Genomic DNA, 14,988 nt, shown 5'->3' on the forward strand with positions numbered 1-14,988 from the left:
GCGCCGTTTGGCCGAGCCAAACAAGCGACGAGCGACGCCGCCATACGGGCGATTTCGGGCATTCCCGCGGACTGGTTTTTTTTAATTTGGGGTTGCCACGAGAACGGCCGCTCGCCGTGTTGCGCTCCTTGCGAATACGTCAGTATTCGCGGCGTCGCGCGCCTCGCGAGCGGCCGTTCTCGTGGCAACGCATGCGCGTTCCATATGTAAACAGACCCTGAGGGACAGGCGATGACGGGCGATACCCCGCTGACGATTTACCGCGACGTGGTGCGGCCCGAGTGGGTCGACTACAACGGCCACCTGCGCGATGCGTTCTACCTGCTGATCTTCAGCTTCGCGACCGATGCGTTGCTGGATCGCATCGGGCTCGACGATGCCGCGCGTCGCGAGCGGGGCCGCTCGGTCTACACGCTCGAGGCGCACGTGAACTATCTGCACGAGATCAAGGAGGGCACGCCGGTGCGCGTCGATGCGCGTGTGCTCGCGCACGACGCGAAGCGGCTGCACCTGTATCTCGAACTGTTCGCGGATGGGCATGACGACGCGGTATCGGCGAGCGAGCAGATGCTGCTGCATGTCGATACACGCGACGGCGCGAAATCGGCGCCGTTCGACGACGACATTGCCGCGCGTGTGGCCGAGCTTCATGTGTTGCAGCGCGATTGTGCGGCGCCTGCGTATGCGGGCCGCGTGATCGGCCTGCCGCCGCGCCGTTAGCGTCAACCTTCAACCGCGGAGCGCACCCGATGCTCGAACCGGAAATCGCGGCGTTCGTTGCCGCCGTCGACGCGTGGTATCCGGCCGACGCGGCGGCGCGCTCGCCCGACGAGCAGCGCCGTCTCTACGATCGCTTCGCGGCCGCATGGACGCCGGCCGCGTTGCCGGCGGGCATCGTGCAGCAGGATGCCGTATGGCAAGCGCCTGACGGACGCGCGATCGCGCTGCGGCGCTACACGGCCGCGCACGGCACGTCGCGCGGCACGGTGCTGTTTTTTCATGGCGGCGGTTTCGTCGTCGGCTCGCTCGACAGTCATGCGCTGATCACCGCGCAACTGGCGGCCGACACGGGGCTCGACGTGATCGCCGTCGACTACCGGCTTGCGCCCGAACACCGCGCGCCGGCCGCGCTCGACGATTGCCTGGCCGTCACGCGTGCCGCGCGCGATGCACGCTGGCCGTTCGGGGCCTGCGTGCATCCGCTGACGCTCGCGGGCGACAGCGCGGGTGGCATGCTCGCGGCGGCCGTCGCCACCGCGCTGCGCGATGCGGGCGAAGGCGGCCTCGACGGCATCGCGCTCGTTTATCCGATGCTCGGGTTTGAACCGCAATCGCCCGCGCGTGAAACGGAAGCGCATGCGCCGATGCTGACGCTCGACGACGTTCATCGTTATCGCGCGTTGTATTGGGACGGCCCGTTGGACGGCCAGTTCGACGGCGACCCGCTGTTACACGCGTCGGTACCGCTCGCAGCGTCGCGTTTCGACGGCCTGCCGCCCGTGCTCGCGATCGGCGCGGAACACGATCCGCTGCGCGACGATGCGCGCGTGTACGTCGAACGGATTCGCGCGGCCGGCGGCACCGCGCAGTACTGGATGGGAGAGGGGCTGGTGCACGGCTGCTGGCGCGCGCTCGGGACGAGTCCGCAGGCGGCGCGACTGCACCGGATGGTCGGCGGGTTTCTGCTCGCACCACACGCGTAGCGGGCGTATCCAGGAGGCAACGATGCAGGCAGCGCAACACCGTATCGAGGACTGGCGGACGTTTTCCGCCGACGTAGCCATTGTGGAGGCAACGATCGGCGCAGAAGCGGTGGACGTCGAGTGGAGCGATACGCGACGATCGCCGTTCCATTTCGACTGGCTGCGCGACAACTGCGCATGTTCCGCGTGCGTGCATGCGATCACGCGCGAACAGGTGTTCGAGATCGCCGACGCGCGCGAGGATCTGTCGGCACTCACGGTACACGTCGAAACCGATGGCGCGCTGCATGTCGAATGGAACGACGGGCATCGCAGCGCGTGGTCGCCGGGCTGGTTGCGCGCGCATGCATACGACGACGCGTCACGCGCGGAGCGCCTGGCCGCACACGGACGGCACGTGTGGGCCGGCGACGACGCGACGGCGATCGGCGTGTTCACGTGGCGCGACGTGATGGAGGACGACGGCGCATTGCTCGCATGGCTCGACGCGTTGCAGCGCACCGGCTTGACGCTCGTCGAAGGCGTGCCGGCCGAGCGCGGCCGCGTCGACGAGATTGCACGCCGCGTCGGCCTGATTCGCGAGAGCAATTTCGGCGTGCTGTTCGACGTCGAATCGAAGCCGCGCCCGGACAGCAATGCGTATACGTCGCTCAACTTGCCGCCGCACACCGATTTGCCGACGCGCGAGTTGCAGCCGGGCGTGCAGTTCCTGCATTGCCTCGCGAACGACGCGACGGGCGGCGACAGTGTGTTCCTCGACGGCTTCGCGCTCGCGGATGCGCTGCGGCGCGAGCATCCGGCCGATTTCGCGCAACTTGCGTCGACGCCGTTCGAGTTCTGGAACAAGAGTGCGAACAGCGACTACCGCTGCTCGGCGCCGGTGATCGGGCTCGATGCGCGCGGCAACGTGACCGAGGTGCGTGTCGCGAACTTCCTGCGCGGGCCGCTCGATGCGCCGGCCGGATCGGTCGCGGCTGTCTATCGCGCGTACCGGCGGTTCCTCGCGCTCGCGCGCGAGCCACGCTTTCGCGTGCAGCGACGGCTGCGGGCGGGCGACATGTGGGCGTTCGACAACCGGCGCGTGCTGCATGCGCGCACTGAGTTCGATCCGTCGACCGGCCGCCGGCATCTGCAGGGTTGCTATGTCGATCGCGATGAACTGCTGTCGCGGTGGCGGGTGTTGTCGCGTTCGGCGCCTGCTGCAGCCACGGCGCGCTGACCGGCGCGCCTGACCACATCCCCCTACGCCTGCCTCGCAAACGAAAAAGCGCCCGGACGCAACGCGCCCGGGCGAAGCCACCCGCTGCCGGGCGGCGGAGGTATGCGTTTCATAAAAAAGGACGAGCCCCGCAAGGGGGCTCGTCCTGTTACGTCTTCATCGCGCGATGCGCGGCGCCCGCCGAGGGCGCATCGGCTTACTGGCCGAAGAAGACCGAGTCGCGTGCGTTCGACGACGTTGCAGCCGGGGCGCCCGAGTGGACGGCCGGAGCCGGTTGCGCGCCGTAGCCGCTGGTGTCGGCGCCATGAACGCGTGCTTCGGCGCTCTGGATGTCGTTCGGGTAGTACGGGCTCGACACGCCCGGCTTGTAGCCGGCTTGTTCGAGCTGAACCAGTTCGTTCTTCACTTGCGCGCGGGTCACGGTGCTTTGCGCGAATGCGCCAAACGAAGCAGACAGGGCGGCAGCGGCAACAACTGCGGAAATGAGCGATTTCATGATGACCTCCGGTGTTTTATTGAGTTCGCTCTCGACACCATGTCTTAAGCGATTGATCAAATCTTAGTCATCGGACGGTTGAGGGTAAACGCTGATTTTGACGATAAATTGTTTCCTGTTCGGTAACAGTGGCGCGCCGATCCAGTCTTTCAACCGGCTTTCTTTTCGGTTGATGTAATAAGTATGAGGAATGTTGCGGATGGCGGCGCGTGGCTCAGCGCGCCTGGGCTGCCGTATCGAACGGCCGGCCCGGCGAGCGCCCGGCCGGCGCGCCCGAGCTGAGAAAGCGCACGCCCGTCGCGGCTTCTGACGCCTCCCACAGCAGCGCCCCCGAGGCCACGTCGCGCGCCGAACGCGGCACGCTCGCGGGCGCTGGCAGCCCGCGCGATTCGAACCAGCCGGACGGCCCGATGTACGCGCCGCCCGCGAGATCGGGCGAGGTCGCCGCATGGATCGCGGGCAGCGCGCCCTGATCGGCCGGCTGCGCGAGATAACGGTTCGCGGCGCGCATCAGCGCCGCGCGGGCGGGCGAGCTGTCCATCGCGGGGCCCGCGAACTGCAGGTTGGTCGCCGCGTAACCGGGATGCGCGGCCACGCTGATCCCGGCGAACGCGGCGCGCTCGAAGCGGCGCTGCAGCTCGATCGCGAACACCAGGTTCGCGAGCTTGCTGTCGCAATAGGCGAGATAACGGTTGTAACGGTGCTCGGCGCGCAGGTCGTCGACGCGAATCCGGCCGCCTCGGTTGAAGCCGCTCGACATCGTCACGACGCGCGCCCGCCGCGCGGCGCGCAGCGCCGGCAGCAGATGGCCGGTCAGCGCGAAATGGCCGAGGTGGTTGGTGCCGAACTGCATCTCGAAGCCGTCGTGCGTATGCCGCAGCGGCAGGAACATCACGCCGGCGTTGTTGCAGAGGATGTCGACGCGGCCGTGGCGCTCGGCCACGTCGGCCGCGAAGCGTTCGATCGACGCGAGATCGGCGAGGTCGAGCGGGTCGACTTCGACGCGTGCATCGGGATGGAGCCGGCGGATCGCATCGGCCGCCTGCGCGGCGCGCGCGGCGTCGCGGCAGCCCATCACGACCGTCGCGCCTTTCGCGGCCAGCGTTTCCGCGAGCTGCCAACCGAGACCGCTGTTGGCGCCGGTCACGACCGCGACCTTGCCGCCCTGCGCCGGGACGTGGCGCGCGCTCCATGCATGCATGTCTGCCTCCAGCGGCGCGGCCGGTCGGCCGCGACACGTAATCGTTACATTGAGTGGTGTAACGATAGTGCGCGCGGGCGTGGCAGACAAGCGGGGGAATTAGACCGGCGATTCTAGGGCTGGCGCGCCGTGCGGCGCAGCGGGCCTCGGCGCGCGGCCGGCAGGATTTACCTGCCTCCGGCCAGCGCGAGCACTTCGGCGGCGGAGATCATCGCGGCCGCGTTCGCGGGCGCCGGGCGTTCGGCCGGGCGGAAGACTTCGTCGCCGCGGTGGATGACCTGGCGCGACAGCGCGCAGGTGCCGGTGCGTTGCGCGAAGCGGCGGCGCCAGCGCTGTTCACCGTAGTGACAGCGGCCGGGCTCGACCCAGCGGACGACGAGCAGCGTATCGGAACGTTCGAGAATTTCGACGTGGACGTCGGCGGGATCGAGCGCAGGCAGGGATTGGGAGGCCTTCATTTGCCGTTTCCTAAAGCTCGTGCGGATCGTCCTTGGCAGTGGATGTCACTACCCGATGGCGAATCCGTAGCGGTTTCCATGAGTGGTGCGCTAAATGTAAGCGTCTGTGACCGGAAAAAACATCCTGTCTGGCTCAAATTACCTTTTGCCGATTTAGAAACAATCCATGCTTACTTTCTTGGAATCCACGGACAAAAACGCCCCGGACCGAAAGCCCGGGGCGCGAAATCGGCCCGCGCGCCGTGTCTGCTCGCCCAGTCACGGAAGTACATCGCCGGGGGACGGAGGTGCCCGCAGGGATCGAACGCGGGCGGGGTGGCGATGCACCGGAAGCGCGGTCCGGCAATGCCATGATGGCGCGCGCTACCCGTTGAGACCCTGACGCGCACATGACGTTTTTGTCAGTTTGGCGCGGCAGCCGTGCCGGGCGCGTGCGGAAAACCCGCTGAGAGGCCCGCCGTCATTGGGTTTGCGCGAATCCTTAGGCACGCGGGCGGGGCCTGCCAAGCGCCGGACGATTGCCTGCCAGACGGATTGAGCGGCCCGGGTAAATACTGAATCGCGAATTCGTGACAAACGCGCAATCACTTCCTATCATTGGTTGGACCTTTAGTCCTTTGTGCCAATCGGCCGGCTGACGGCCTGTTTTTTCGGGAGATGTGCTCATGAGATTGCAGGGCAAGCGCGCGCTGGTCACGGCGGCCGGGCAGGGCATTGGCCGCGCGACCGCGCTGCGGTTCGCGAACGAGGGCGCCGACGTGCTGGCGACCGACATCAACGAAGCCGCGCTCGTGCGGCTCGAGGCCGACGCCGAACGCGTGGGCGGCCGGCTGACCACGCGGCGGCTCGACGTCACCGACGCGCACGACGTCGCGGCGCTCGCCGCGCAGGAACGCGCGTTCGACGTGCTGTTCAACTGCGCGGGTTATGTGCACCACGGCTCGATCCTCGATTGCGACGACGACGCGTGGGCGTTCTCGCTGAACCTGAACGTCACGTCGATGTACCGGCTGATCCGCGCACTGCTGCCGGCGATGCTCGAAGCCGGCGGCGCGTCGATCATCAACATGGCGTCGGCCGCGTCGAGCGTGAAGGGCGTGCCGAACCGCTTCGTGTACGGCACGACCAAGGCGGCCGTGATCGGGCTGACCAAGGCGGTGGCCGCCGATTTCGTCGCGCAGCACATCCGCTGCAACGCGATCTGCCCGGGCACGATCGAGTCGCCGTCGCTGGAGGAGCGCATTGCCGACCAGGCGCGCACGCGCCACGTGTCGACCGACGAGGTGCGCCAGGCGTTCGTCGCGCGCCAGCCGATCGGGCGTATCGGCAGCGCGGACGAAGTGGCCGCGCTGGCGCTGTACCTGGCCTCCGACGAAGCGTCGTTCACGACCGGCGCGATTCACCTGATCGACGGCGGCTGGTCGAACTGACCACGACGAACTGACCGCGCGTTCCCCTTCACTTTCCGATTCCGTTCAGACGCTATGAAACTGCTGAGATTTGGCGACAAACACCATGAAAAACCGGGCCTGCTCGATGCGCAGGGCCACCTCCGCGACCTGTCCGGCGTGGTCGACGACATCGCGGGCGACGCGCTGTCACCGGCGTCGCTCGCGCGGCTGCGCGATATTCCGCCGTCGTCGCTGCCGCTCGTCGAAGGCACGCCGCGGCTCGGCCCGTGCGTCGGCCGCGTCGGCAAGTTCATCTGCATCGGGCTCAACTATTCGGACCACGCGGCCGAATCGGGGATGGAGGTGCCGAAGGAGCCCGTCGTGTTCGGCAAGTGGACGAGCGCGATCTCGGGGCCGAACGACGACGTCGAGATTCCGCGCGGCTCGGAGAAGACCGACTGGGAAGTCGAGCTCGGCGTGGTGATCGGCCAGGGCGGCCGCTACATCGCGGAAGCCGACGCGCTGTCGCACGTCGCGGGCTACTGCGTCGTGAACGACGTGTCGGAGCGCGAATACCAGCTCGAACGCGGCGGCACGTGGGACAAGGGCAAGGGCAACGACACGTTCGGGCCGCTCGGCCCGTGGCTCGTGACGGCCGACGAGGTGCCCGATCCGCATGCGCTGCGGCTGTGGCTCGACGTCGACGGCCATCGCTACCAGAACGGCACGACCGCGACGATGGTGTTCCGCGTGCCGCACCTGATCAGCTACCTGAGCCGCTTCATGAGCCTGCAGCCGGGCGACGTGATCTCGACCGGCACGCCGCCGGGCGTCGGCCTCGGGCAGAAGCCGCCCGTGTATCTGCGCGCCGGGCAGGTGATCACGCTCGGCATCGACGGGCTCGGCGAGCAACGCCAGCGCACCGTGCAGGCCTGATTCCCTTTTCCCGGACGGTTCGCCATGCCTATCATTCGATCGATGCGCGTCCTCGACGTGCGCTTCCCGACCTCGCGCCAGCTCGACGGCTCCGATGCGATGAATCCGGACCCCGATTATTCGGCCGCCTACGTCGTGCTCGAAACCGACCGCGACGGGCTCGAAGGTCACGGGCTCACGTTCACCATCGGGCGCGGCAACGAAATCTGCTGCGCGGCGATCGACGCGATGCGTCACCTCGTCGTCGGCCTCGACCTCGACTGGATCCGCGAGGACATGGGCCGCTTCTGGCGGCACGTGACGTCGGACAGCCAGTTGCGCTGGATCGGCCCCGACAAGGGCGCGATCCACCTGGCGACCGGCGCGGTGGTCAATGCGGTGTGGGATCTGTGGGCGAAGGCCGTGGGCAAGCCGCTGTGGCGGCTGGTCGCCGACATGAGCCCGGAGGAACTGGTGCGTGCGATCGATTTCCGCTACCTGACCGACTGCCTGACGCCGGACGAAGCGCTCGACCTGTTGCGCCGGCAGGCGCCCGGCAAGGCCGAACGGATCGCGATTCTCGAACGCGACGGCTACCCGTGCTACACGACGTCGGCGGGCTGGCTCGGTTACAGCGACGACAAGCTGCGCCGGCTGTGCCGCGAGGCGGTGGACGCCGGTTTCGATTACGTGAAACTGAAGGTCGGTGCGAACCTCGAGGACGACATCCGCCGCGTGACGATCGCGCGCGAGGTGATCGGCCCGGACCGCAAGCTGATGATCGATGCGAACCAGGTGTGGGAAGTCGACGAGGCGATCGACTGGGTGCGCGAGCTGGCGTTCGCGCGGCCGTGGTTCATCGAGGAGCCGACGAGCCCCGACGACGTCGAAGGGCATCGCAAGATCCGCAAGGCGATCGCGCCCGTGCAGGTCGCGACCGGCGAGATGTGCCAGAACCGCGTGCTGTTCAAGCAGTTCATCGCGCGCGGCGCGATTGACGTCGTGCAGATCGACGCGTGCCGGCTCGGCGGCGTGAACGAGATTCTCGCGGTGATGCTGATGGCCGCGAAATACGGGCTGCCCGTGTGCCCGCATGCGGGCGGTGTTGGGCTGTGCGAGTACGTGCAGCACCTGTCGATGATCGACTACGTGTGCATTTCCGGCACGAAGGAAGGGCGCGTGACCGAATACGTCGATCACCTGCACGAGCATTTCGTCGAACCGTGCGTCGTGCGCGACGCGGCCTACATGCCGCCGACGGCGCCCGGTTTCTCGATCGAGATGAAGCCCGAATCGCTGGAGCAATACCGGTTCCGCGGCTGAAGCACGGCGATGCACGCGGCACACCGCACGACGTGCGCGGCGACAACATGAACGACGGAGACGCGAAGTGGATTTGAATCTGCAAGACAAGGTCGTGATCGTGACCGGCGGCGCGTCGGGCATCGGCGCCGCCATCTCGATGCGGCTCGCCGGTGAAGGCGCGATTCCGGTGGTGTTCGCGCGCCACGCGCCCGACGACGCGTTCTGGCGCGAGCTTGCGCAGAAGCAGCCGCGTGCCGCGTGCGTGTCCGTCGAGCTGCAGGACGACGCGCAGTGCCGCGACGCGGTCGCGCAAACTGTCGCGCAGTTCGGCCGCATCGACGGCCTCGTCAACAACGCGGGCATCAACGACGGCATCGGGCTCGACGCCGGGCGCGATGCATTCGTCGCGTCGCTCGAACGGAACCTGATCCACTACTACGTGATGGCGCACTACTGCGTGCCGCACCTGAAGGCGACGCGCGGCGCGATCGTCAACATCTCGTCGAAGACGGCCGTCACCGGGCAGGGCAACACGAGCGGCTATTGCGCAGCGAAGGGCGCGCAACTCGCGCTGACGCGCGAATGGGCCGTCGCGTTGCGCGACGACGGCGTGCGCGTGAACGCGGTGATCCCGGCCGAGGTGATGACGCCGCTTTACCGGAACTGGCTCGCCGGTTTCGACGATCCCGATGCGAAGCTCGCCGCGATCGCCGACAAGGTGCCGCTCGGCAAGCGCTTCACGACGGCCGAGGAAATTGCCGACACCGCGGTGTTCCTGCTGTCGGAACGCGCATCGCACACGACGGGCCAGTGGCTGTTCGTCGATGGCGGTTATACGCATCTCGATCGCGCGATCGGCTGAATGCAGCGGAGCCCCGACCCCATGCAACCCGACCCGAACCTGAACGCCGCGCCGCCGCTGATTGCATTGAGCGGCATCGGCAAGCGCTTTCCGGGCGTGCAGGCGCTCGACGATTGTCGTTTCGACCTGCGTGCCGGTGAAGTGCATGCGCTGATGGGCGAGAACGGCGCCGGCAAGTCGACGCTGATGAAGATCCTCGCGGGCGTGTACCAGCGCGACGACGGCGAGATCCGGATGGACGGCCGCGCGGTGGAGATCGCCGATCCGCGCGCCGCGCAGGCGCTCGGGATCGGCATCATCCATCAGGAACTGAACCTGATGAATCACCTGAGCGTCGCGCAGAACATCTTCATCGGTCGCGAGCCGCGCGGCCGTTTCGGCGTGTTCGTCGACGAGGACAAGCTGAACCGCGACGCGGCCGCGATCTTCGCACGGATGCGGCTCGATCTCGACCCGCGCACGCCGGTCGGCCGGCTGACGGTCGCGAAGCAGCAGATGGTCGAGATCGCGAAGGCGCTGTCGTTCGACTCGCGCGTGCTGATCATGGACGAGCCGACCGCCGCGCTCAACAACGCGGAAATCGCCGAGCTGTTCCGCATCATCGGCGACCTGCGCGCGCACGGCGTCGGCATCGTCTACATCTCGCACAAGATGGACGAATTGCGCCAGATCGCCGATCGCGTGACCGTGATGCGCGACGGCAAGTACGTCGCGACCGTGCCGATGGCCGGCACGTCGATGGACGCGATCATCGCGATGATGGTCGGCCGCCAGCTCGATACCGAATACCGCACGCCGCCCGACACATCCGCGAACGACGTCGCGCTCGAAGTGCGTGGGCTGTCGCGCGGCCGTGCGATCCGCGATGTCGGCTTCACGCTGCGGCGCGGCGAGATCCTCGGTTTCGCGGGGCTGATGGGCGCGGGCCGCACCGAGGTCGCGCGCGCGGTGTTCGGCGCGGACCCGGTCGACGCGGGCGAGATCCGCGTGCACGGCAAGACCGTGACGATCCGCACGCCGGCCGATGCGGTCGCGCACGGAATTGGCTACCTGTCCGAGGATCGCAAGCACTTCGGGCTCGCGGTCGGGATGGACGTGCAGAACAACATCGCGCTGTCGAGCATGCACCGCTTCGTGCGCCGCGGCGTGTTCCTCGACGCGCGCGAGATGCGCGACACCGCGCAGGCCTACGTACGGCAGCTGGCGATCCGCACGCCGTCGGTCGCGCAGCCCACGCGGCTGCTGTCGGGCGGCAACCAGCAGAAGATCGTGATCGCGAAGTGGCTGCTGCGCGACTGCGACATCCTGTTCTTCGACGAGCCGACGCGCGGCATCGACGTCGGCGCGAAAAGCGAGATCTACAAGCTGCTCGACGCACTCGCCGCCGACGGCAAGGCGATCGTGATGATTTCGTCGGAACTGCCCGAGGTGCTGCGCATGAGCCACCGGATTCTCGTGATGTGCGAAGGCCGCGTCACCGGCGAATTGCGCGCGGCCGACGCCACGCAGGAAAAGATCATGCAGCTCGCGACGCAGCGCGAGTCGACCGTATTGTCTTGATTCAGACGCTTACCCGATCATGCCCAACGATACGCATCCCGTCCCGCCCATGACTTCCGGCGATTCGCAGGCCGGCGCACCCGGCTTTCGCGCCCGTTTCTTCAACCCGGCCGCACGCCAGAAGCTGCTCGCGTTCGCGAGCCTCGTGCTGCTGATCGTGTTCTTCAGCATCGCATCGCCGAACTTCCTCGAAGTCGACAACCTCGTCACGATCCTGCAGGCCACCGCCGTGAACGGCGTGCTGGCCGTCGCCTGTACCTACGTGATCATCACGTCGGGCATCGACCTGTCGGTCGGCACGCTGATGACGTTCTGCGCGGTGATGGCCGGCGTCGTTCTCACGAAATGGGGAATGCCGCTGCCGCTGGGAATCCTGGCCGCGCTGTTGTTCGGCGCGCTGTCGGGCAGCGTGTCGGGTTTCGTGATCGCGAAGATGAAGGTGCCGCCGTTCATCGCGACGCTCGGCATGATGATGCTGCTCAAGGGGCTGTCGCTCGTGATCTCGGGCACGCGGCCGATCTACTTCAACGACACGCCGGGCTTCACGTCGATCGCGCAGGATTCGCTGATCGGCAACCTGATTCCCGCGCTGCCGATTCCGAACGCGGTGCTGATCCTGTTCCTCGTCGCGATCGGCGCGTCGATCGTGCTGAACCGGACGATCTTCGGCCGCTACACGTTCGCGCTCGGCAGCAACGAGGAAGCGCTGCGGCTGTCGGGTGTGAACGTCGACGCGTGGAAGATCGCCGTCTACACGTTCAGCGGCGCGGTGTGCGGGATCGCGGGGCTGTTGATCGCGTCGCGGCTGAATTCCGCGCAGCCCGCGCTCGGGCAGGGCTACGAGCTCGATGCGATCGCGGCCGTCGTGATCGGCGGCACGTCGCTGTCGGGCGGCGCGGGCAGCATCGTCGGCACCATCATCGGCGCGTTCATCATGAGCGTGCTGACCAACGGCCTGCGCATCATGTCGGTCGCGCAGGAATGGCAGACGGTCGTGACGGGCGTGATCATCATCCTGGCCGTCTACGTCGACATCCTGCGCCGGCGCCGCCGCTGAACGACGCGACCGATGCAGGAATGCGCTTCACCGCCGGTTTCGGCCGGCGTTCCATTCGATACGAAAAAAGGAGACGCGAAGTGATCAGGAGCAAGGTGTTGAACGCGATCGTCGGGCTGACGTTCGCCGTGGGCGTCACGGCCGGCGCGCACGCGCAGGAAACCTATATCCCGCTGATCTCGAAGGGCTTCCAGCATCAGTTCTGGCAGGCCGTGAAATCGGGCGCGCTGCAGGCCGCGAAGGACTACAAGGTGAAGGTGACGTTCGAAGGGCCCGAAACCGAGGCGATGGTCGACAAGCAGATCGACATGCTGTCGGCCGCGATCGCGAAGAAGCCGGCCGCGCTCGGTTTCGCGGCGCTCGACAGCAAGGCCGCGCTGCCGCTGCTGAAGAAGGCGCAGGCCGAGAAGATCCCGGTGATCGCGTTCGACTCGGGTGTCGACAGCGACATCCCGGTGACGACCGCCGCGACCAACAACAAGGCCGCCGCATCGCTCGCCGCCGACAAGCTCGCCGCGCTGATCGGCGACGAAGGCGAGGTGGCCGTGGTCGCGCACGACCAGACGAGCCGCACCGGCATCGACCGCCGCGACGGTTTTCTCGAACGGATGAAGTCGGCGCACCCGAAGGTGCAGGTCGTGACTGTGCAGTACGGCGAAGGCGACCAGCTGAAGTCGACCGAGGTGACGAAGTCGATCCTGCAGGCGTATCCGAAGCTCAAGGGGCTGTTCGGCACCAACGAAGGCTCGGCGATCGGCGTGGTCAACGGCGTGCGCGAAATGAAACGCAAGGTCGTGATCGTCGGCTACGATTCGGGCAAGCAGCAGAAGGATGCGATCCGCAGCGGGCTGATGGCCGGCGCGATCACGCAGAACCCGATCGGGATCGGCTACAAGACGGTCGAGGCGGCCGTGAAGGCGATCAAGGGCGAGAAGCTGCCGAAGGTCATCGATACCGGTTTCTACTGGTATGACAAGACCAATATCGACGATCCGAAGATCGCGGCGGTGCTGTACGACTGAACGTCGCGTCGCGGCGGCGCACGTCGCCGCCGCGACGACCGAACACGAGGACACCATGGGCGCAGTGCGCATCGATTCCCATCAGCACTTCTGGCGTTATCGCGCGGCCGACTATCCGTGGATCGGCCCAGGAATGGACGTGCTCGCGCACGACTACCTGCCCGACGCGCTGTGGCCGCTGATGCATACGCAGGCGCTCGGCGTGTCGATCGCGGTGCAGGCGCGCGCGGGGCGCGACGAGACGGCGTTCCTGCTCGATCTCGCCCGCGACGACGCGCGCATCGTGGCTGTGGTTGGCTGGGAGGATCTCGGTGCGCCGCAACTCGCGGACCGTATTGCCGAATGGGCCAGCCCGAAGCTGCGCGGCTTTCGTCACCAGATACAGGACGAAGCCGATGTCGGTGCGTTCGTCGCGGATCGCGGTTTCAATCGCGGCATTGCGTGGCTGCAGGCGCACGGCTATGTGTACGACGTGCTCGTGTTCGAGCGCCAGTTGCCGGACGTGCATGCGTTCTGCGCACGGCACGACGCGCACTGGCTCGTGCTCGATCATGTCGGCAAGCCCGCGCTCGCCGAGTTCGAGCGCGACGAAACGGCGCTCGCGCGCTGGCGCGCCGCGTTGCGCGAGCTGGGTGCGCTGCCGCATGTCGCGTGCAAGCTGTCGGGGCTCGTGACCGAGACCGACTGGCGGCGCGGGTTGCGCGGGCAGGATATCCGGCACATCGAGCAATGCCTCGATGCGGCGCTCGACGCGTTCGGGCCGCAGCGGCTGATGTTCGGGTCGGACTGGCCGGTGTGCCTGCTCGCCGCGTCGTATGACGAAGTGGCGTCGCTGGTCGAACGCTGGGCCGAATCGCGGCTGTCGGCCGCTGAACGCAACGCGCTGTGGGGCGGCACGGCCGCGCGATGCTATGCGGTGCCGGGCGATGTGAAGCGCGGCATATAAAATAGGCGCGAACGGTCAGTGCGATTCGTCAGACCGTACGCAACGAAACCGATCACCAGCATCAACGTATGTCCATCCAGCCGATTCAGAACCGCCGCCTCTACCAGCAGATCGCCGACAAGCTCAGTGCGATGATCGAGTCCGGCGATTTTCCGCCGGGCAGTTATCTGCCGCCCGAGCGCGAACTGGCCGAACAGTTCGGCGTATCGCGCACGTCGGTGCGCGAAGCGCTGATCGCGCTCGAAGTGAGCGGGCTCGTCAGCGTGCGCGTCGGCGACGGCGTGAAGGTGCGCCATCCCGAAACGGCCGCCGCACCCGAGCCCGAACCCGACGCGAAAGCCGCGCCGTTCACGATCGTCGAGATCGATCCCGAACTCGGTATCGCGCTCGACCTCGATACCGAAATCCCGCCGTTCGCGCTGTTGCAGGCGCGCCGGCTGATCGAGCCGGAAGCCGCGTCGCTCGCCGCGAAGCACGGCTCGGACGAGCAGATCGAAGGCATCCACGAAGCGTTCCTGCGCAACCAGGAAGACAACCGCAGCGGGTCGCTCACGCACCCGGGCGACCGGCTGTTCCATATCCGCATCGCGGAAGCGAGCGACAACCCCGCGTATGCGCTGATGATCAAGCAGCTGCTCGCGCACAAATACGACCTGATGTTCCAGCGGCTGCAGTCGCTCTACATGCCGAACGACATGCCGCACCGGTCGGAACTGGAGCACCGCGCGATCCTCGACGCGATTCGCGCGCGCGACCCGGAAGCCGCGCGCCGCGCGATGGCCGAGCATCTCGACGAAGTGATCCGCATCTTCGGCCGCGCGCTCGACTGAGCGCGCGTTGTCGCGTTACAGGT

At 67.2% G+C, this 14,988-nt stretch carries 15 protein-coding genes; 12 read left to right on the top strand and 3 right to left on the bottom strand.

Annotated features, from left to right (window positions below; all coding sequences use genetic code 11):
* The first annotated feature begins 231 nt into the window (after nucleotides 1-231).
* From H3H55_RS20155 to H3H55_RS20165, 3 genes are read left to right on the top strand one after another with little or no spacing between them, the layout of a single operon-like run.
* Nucleotides 232-720, top strand: coding sequence for a thioesterase family protein (locus H3H55_RS20155; RefSeq protein WP_193099922.1), 489 nt, complete (start codon nucleotides 232-234; stop codon nucleotides 718-720).
* Between the two features lie 29 nt (nucleotides 721-749).
* Entirely contained in the window at nucleotides 750-1,703 is a 954-nt protein-coding gene (locus tag H3H55_RS20160) for an alpha/beta hydrolase (RefSeq protein ID WP_193099923.1), read from the top strand.
* 22 nt (nucleotides 1,704-1,725) lie between these two features.
* Entirely contained in the window at nucleotides 1,726-2,922 is a 1,197-nt protein-coding gene (locus tag H3H55_RS20165; protein ID WP_193099924.1) for a TauD/TfdA family dioxygenase, read from the top strand.
* A gap of 196 nt (nucleotides 2,923-3,118) precedes the next feature.
* On the opposite strand, the gene H3H55_RS20170 is transcribed toward H3H55_RS20165, so the two are convergent.
* The 3 genes from H3H55_RS20170 to H3H55_RS20180 form a co-directional block, all read right to left on the bottom strand.
* Nucleotides 3,119-3,418: a DUF4148 domain-containing protein gene (locus H3H55_RS20170; protein WP_048243377.1), complete on the bottom strand. Its 300-nt coding sequence runs from the start codon at nucleotides 3,416-3,418 to the stop codon at nucleotides 3,119-3,121.
* A 214-nt stretch (nucleotides 3,419-3,632) separates the two neighbouring features.
* Nucleotides 3,633-4,619: an oxidoreductase gene (locus H3H55_RS20175; protein WP_193099925.1), complete on the bottom strand. Its 987-nt coding sequence runs from the start codon at nucleotides 4,617-4,619 to the stop codon at nucleotides 3,633-3,635.
* A 167-nt stretch (nucleotides 4,620-4,786) separates the two neighbouring features.
* Nucleotides 4,787-5,077 carry a DUF3331 domain-containing protein gene (locus tag H3H55_RS20180; RefSeq protein WP_048243381.1) on the bottom strand — a complete coding sequence of 97 codons (291 nt, stop codon included), beginning with the start codon at nucleotides 5,075-5,077 and terminating at the stop codon, nucleotides 4,787-4,789.
* Between the two features lie 665 nt (nucleotides 5,078-5,742).
* Here H3H55_RS20180 and H3H55_RS20185 point away from each other — a divergent pair.
* The 9 genes from H3H55_RS20185 to H3H55_RS20225 all read left to right on the top strand — a co-directional run bounded on the left by H3H55_RS20185 (nucleotide 5,743) and on the right by H3H55_RS20225 (nucleotide 14,965).
* Nucleotides 5,743-6,507, top strand: a complete 765-nt coding sequence (locus H3H55_RS20185; RefSeq protein ID WP_193099926.1) for an SDR family oxidoreductase — start codon at nucleotides 5,743-5,745, stop codon at nucleotides 6,505-6,507.
* 54 nt (nucleotides 6,508-6,561) lie between these two features.
* Nucleotides 6,562-7,404, top strand: coding sequence for an ureidoglycolate lyase (locus H3H55_RS20190; protein ID WP_193099927.1), 843 nt, complete (start codon nucleotides 6,562-6,564; stop codon nucleotides 7,402-7,404).
* A gap of 24 nt (nucleotides 7,405-7,428) precedes the next feature.
* The gene (locus H3H55_RS20195) at nucleotides 7,429-8,706 is read left to right on the top strand and encodes an L-fuconate dehydratase (protein WP_129515597.1); all 1,278 of its coding nucleotides are present in this window, start codon (nucleotides 7,429-7,431) and stop codon (nucleotides 8,704-8,706) included.
* Between the two features lie 67 nt (nucleotides 8,707-8,773).
* A complete protein-coding gene (locus tag H3H55_RS20200) occupies nucleotides 8,774-9,550 on the top strand; it encodes an SDR family oxidoreductase (RefSeq protein WP_193099928.1) in 777 nt (258 codons plus the stop codon).
* 21 nt (nucleotides 9,551-9,571) lie between these two features.
* Complete coding sequence (locus tag H3H55_RS20205) at nucleotides 9,572-11,110, top strand: sugar ABC transporter ATP-binding protein (RefSeq protein ID WP_193099929.1); 1,539 nt, start codon at nucleotides 9,572-9,574, stop codon at nucleotides 11,108-11,110.
* 19 nt (nucleotides 11,111-11,129) lie between these two features.
* Nucleotides 11,130-12,167, top strand: coding sequence for an ABC transporter permease (locus H3H55_RS20210; RefSeq protein ID WP_048243392.1), 1,038 nt, complete (start codon nucleotides 11,130-11,132; stop codon nucleotides 12,165-12,167).
* Nucleotides 12,168-12,247: 80 nt separating this feature from the next.
* Nucleotides 12,248-13,189 carry an ABC transporter substrate-binding protein gene (locus H3H55_RS20215; protein ID WP_193099930.1) on the top strand — a complete coding sequence of 314 codons (942 nt, stop codon included), beginning with the start codon at nucleotides 12,248-12,250 and terminating at the stop codon, nucleotides 13,187-13,189.
* A gap of 55 nt (nucleotides 13,190-13,244) precedes the next feature.
* The gene (locus H3H55_RS20220; RefSeq protein WP_193099931.1) at nucleotides 13,245-14,135 is read left to right on the top strand and encodes an amidohydrolase family protein; all 891 of its coding nucleotides are present in this window, start codon (nucleotides 13,245-13,247) and stop codon (nucleotides 14,133-14,135) included.
* Between the two features lie 68 nt (nucleotides 14,136-14,203).
* Complete coding sequence (locus H3H55_RS20225; protein WP_047902565.1) at nucleotides 14,204-14,965, top strand: FadR/GntR family transcriptional regulator; 762 nt, start codon at nucleotides 14,204-14,206, stop codon at nucleotides 14,963-14,965.
* Nucleotides 14,966-14,988 lie beyond the last annotated feature (23 nt).

The sequence above is a fragment of the Burkholderia sp. Z1 genome (genome assembly GCF_014893795.1).
GTDB lineage: Bacteria > Pseudomonadota > Gammaproteobacteria > Burkholderiales > Burkholderiaceae > Burkholderia > Burkholderia theae.

Coding starts and splice junctions, on each gene's coding strand:
- H3H55_RS20220 (WP_193099931.1), top strand. CDS start 13,245: ATGGGCGCAGTGCGCATCGATTCCCATCAGCACTTCTGGCGTTATCGC.
- H3H55_RS20225 (WP_047902565.1), top strand. CDS start 14,204: ATGTCCATCCAGCCGATTCAGAACCGCCGCCTCTACCAGCAGATCGCC.
- H3H55_RS20165 (WP_193099924.1), top strand. CDS start 1,726: ATGCAGGCAGCGCAACACCGTATCGAGGACTGGCGGACGTTTTCCGCC.
- H3H55_RS20155 (WP_193099922.1), top strand. CDS start 232: ATGACGGGCGATACCCCGCTGACGATTTACCGCGACGTGGTGCGGCCC.
- H3H55_RS20205 (WP_193099929.1), top strand. CDS start 9,572: ATGCAACCCGACCCGAACCTGAACGCCGCGCCGCCGCTGATTGCATTG.
- H3H55_RS20190 (WP_193099927.1), top strand. CDS start 6,562: ATGAAACTGCTGAGATTTGGCGACAAACACCATGAAAAACCGGGCCTG.
- H3H55_RS20210 (WP_048243392.1), top strand. CDS start 11,130: ATGCCCAACGATACGCATCCCGTCCCGCCCATGACTTCCGGCGATTCG.
- H3H55_RS20185 (WP_193099926.1), top strand. CDS start 5,743: ATGAGATTGCAGGGCAAGCGCGCGCTGGTCACGGCGGCCGGGCAGGGC.
- H3H55_RS20160 (WP_193099923.1), top strand. CDS start 750: ATGCTCGAACCGGAAATCGCGGCGTTCGTTGCCGCCGTCGACGCGTGG.
- H3H55_RS20175 (WP_193099925.1), bottom strand. CDS start 4,619: ATGCATGCATGGAGCGCGCGCCACGTCCCGGCGCAGGGCGGCAAGGTC.
- H3H55_RS20180 (WP_048243381.1), bottom strand. CDS start 5,077: ATGAAGGCCTCCCAATCCCTGCCTGCGCTCGATCCCGCCGACGTCCAC.
- H3H55_RS20170 (WP_048243377.1), bottom strand. CDS start 3,418: ATGAAATCGCTCATTTCCGCAGTTGTTGCCGCTGCCGCCCTGTCTGCT.
- H3H55_RS20195 (WP_129515597.1), top strand. CDS start 7,429: ATGCCTATCATTCGATCGATGCGCGTCCTCGACGTGCGCTTCCCGACC.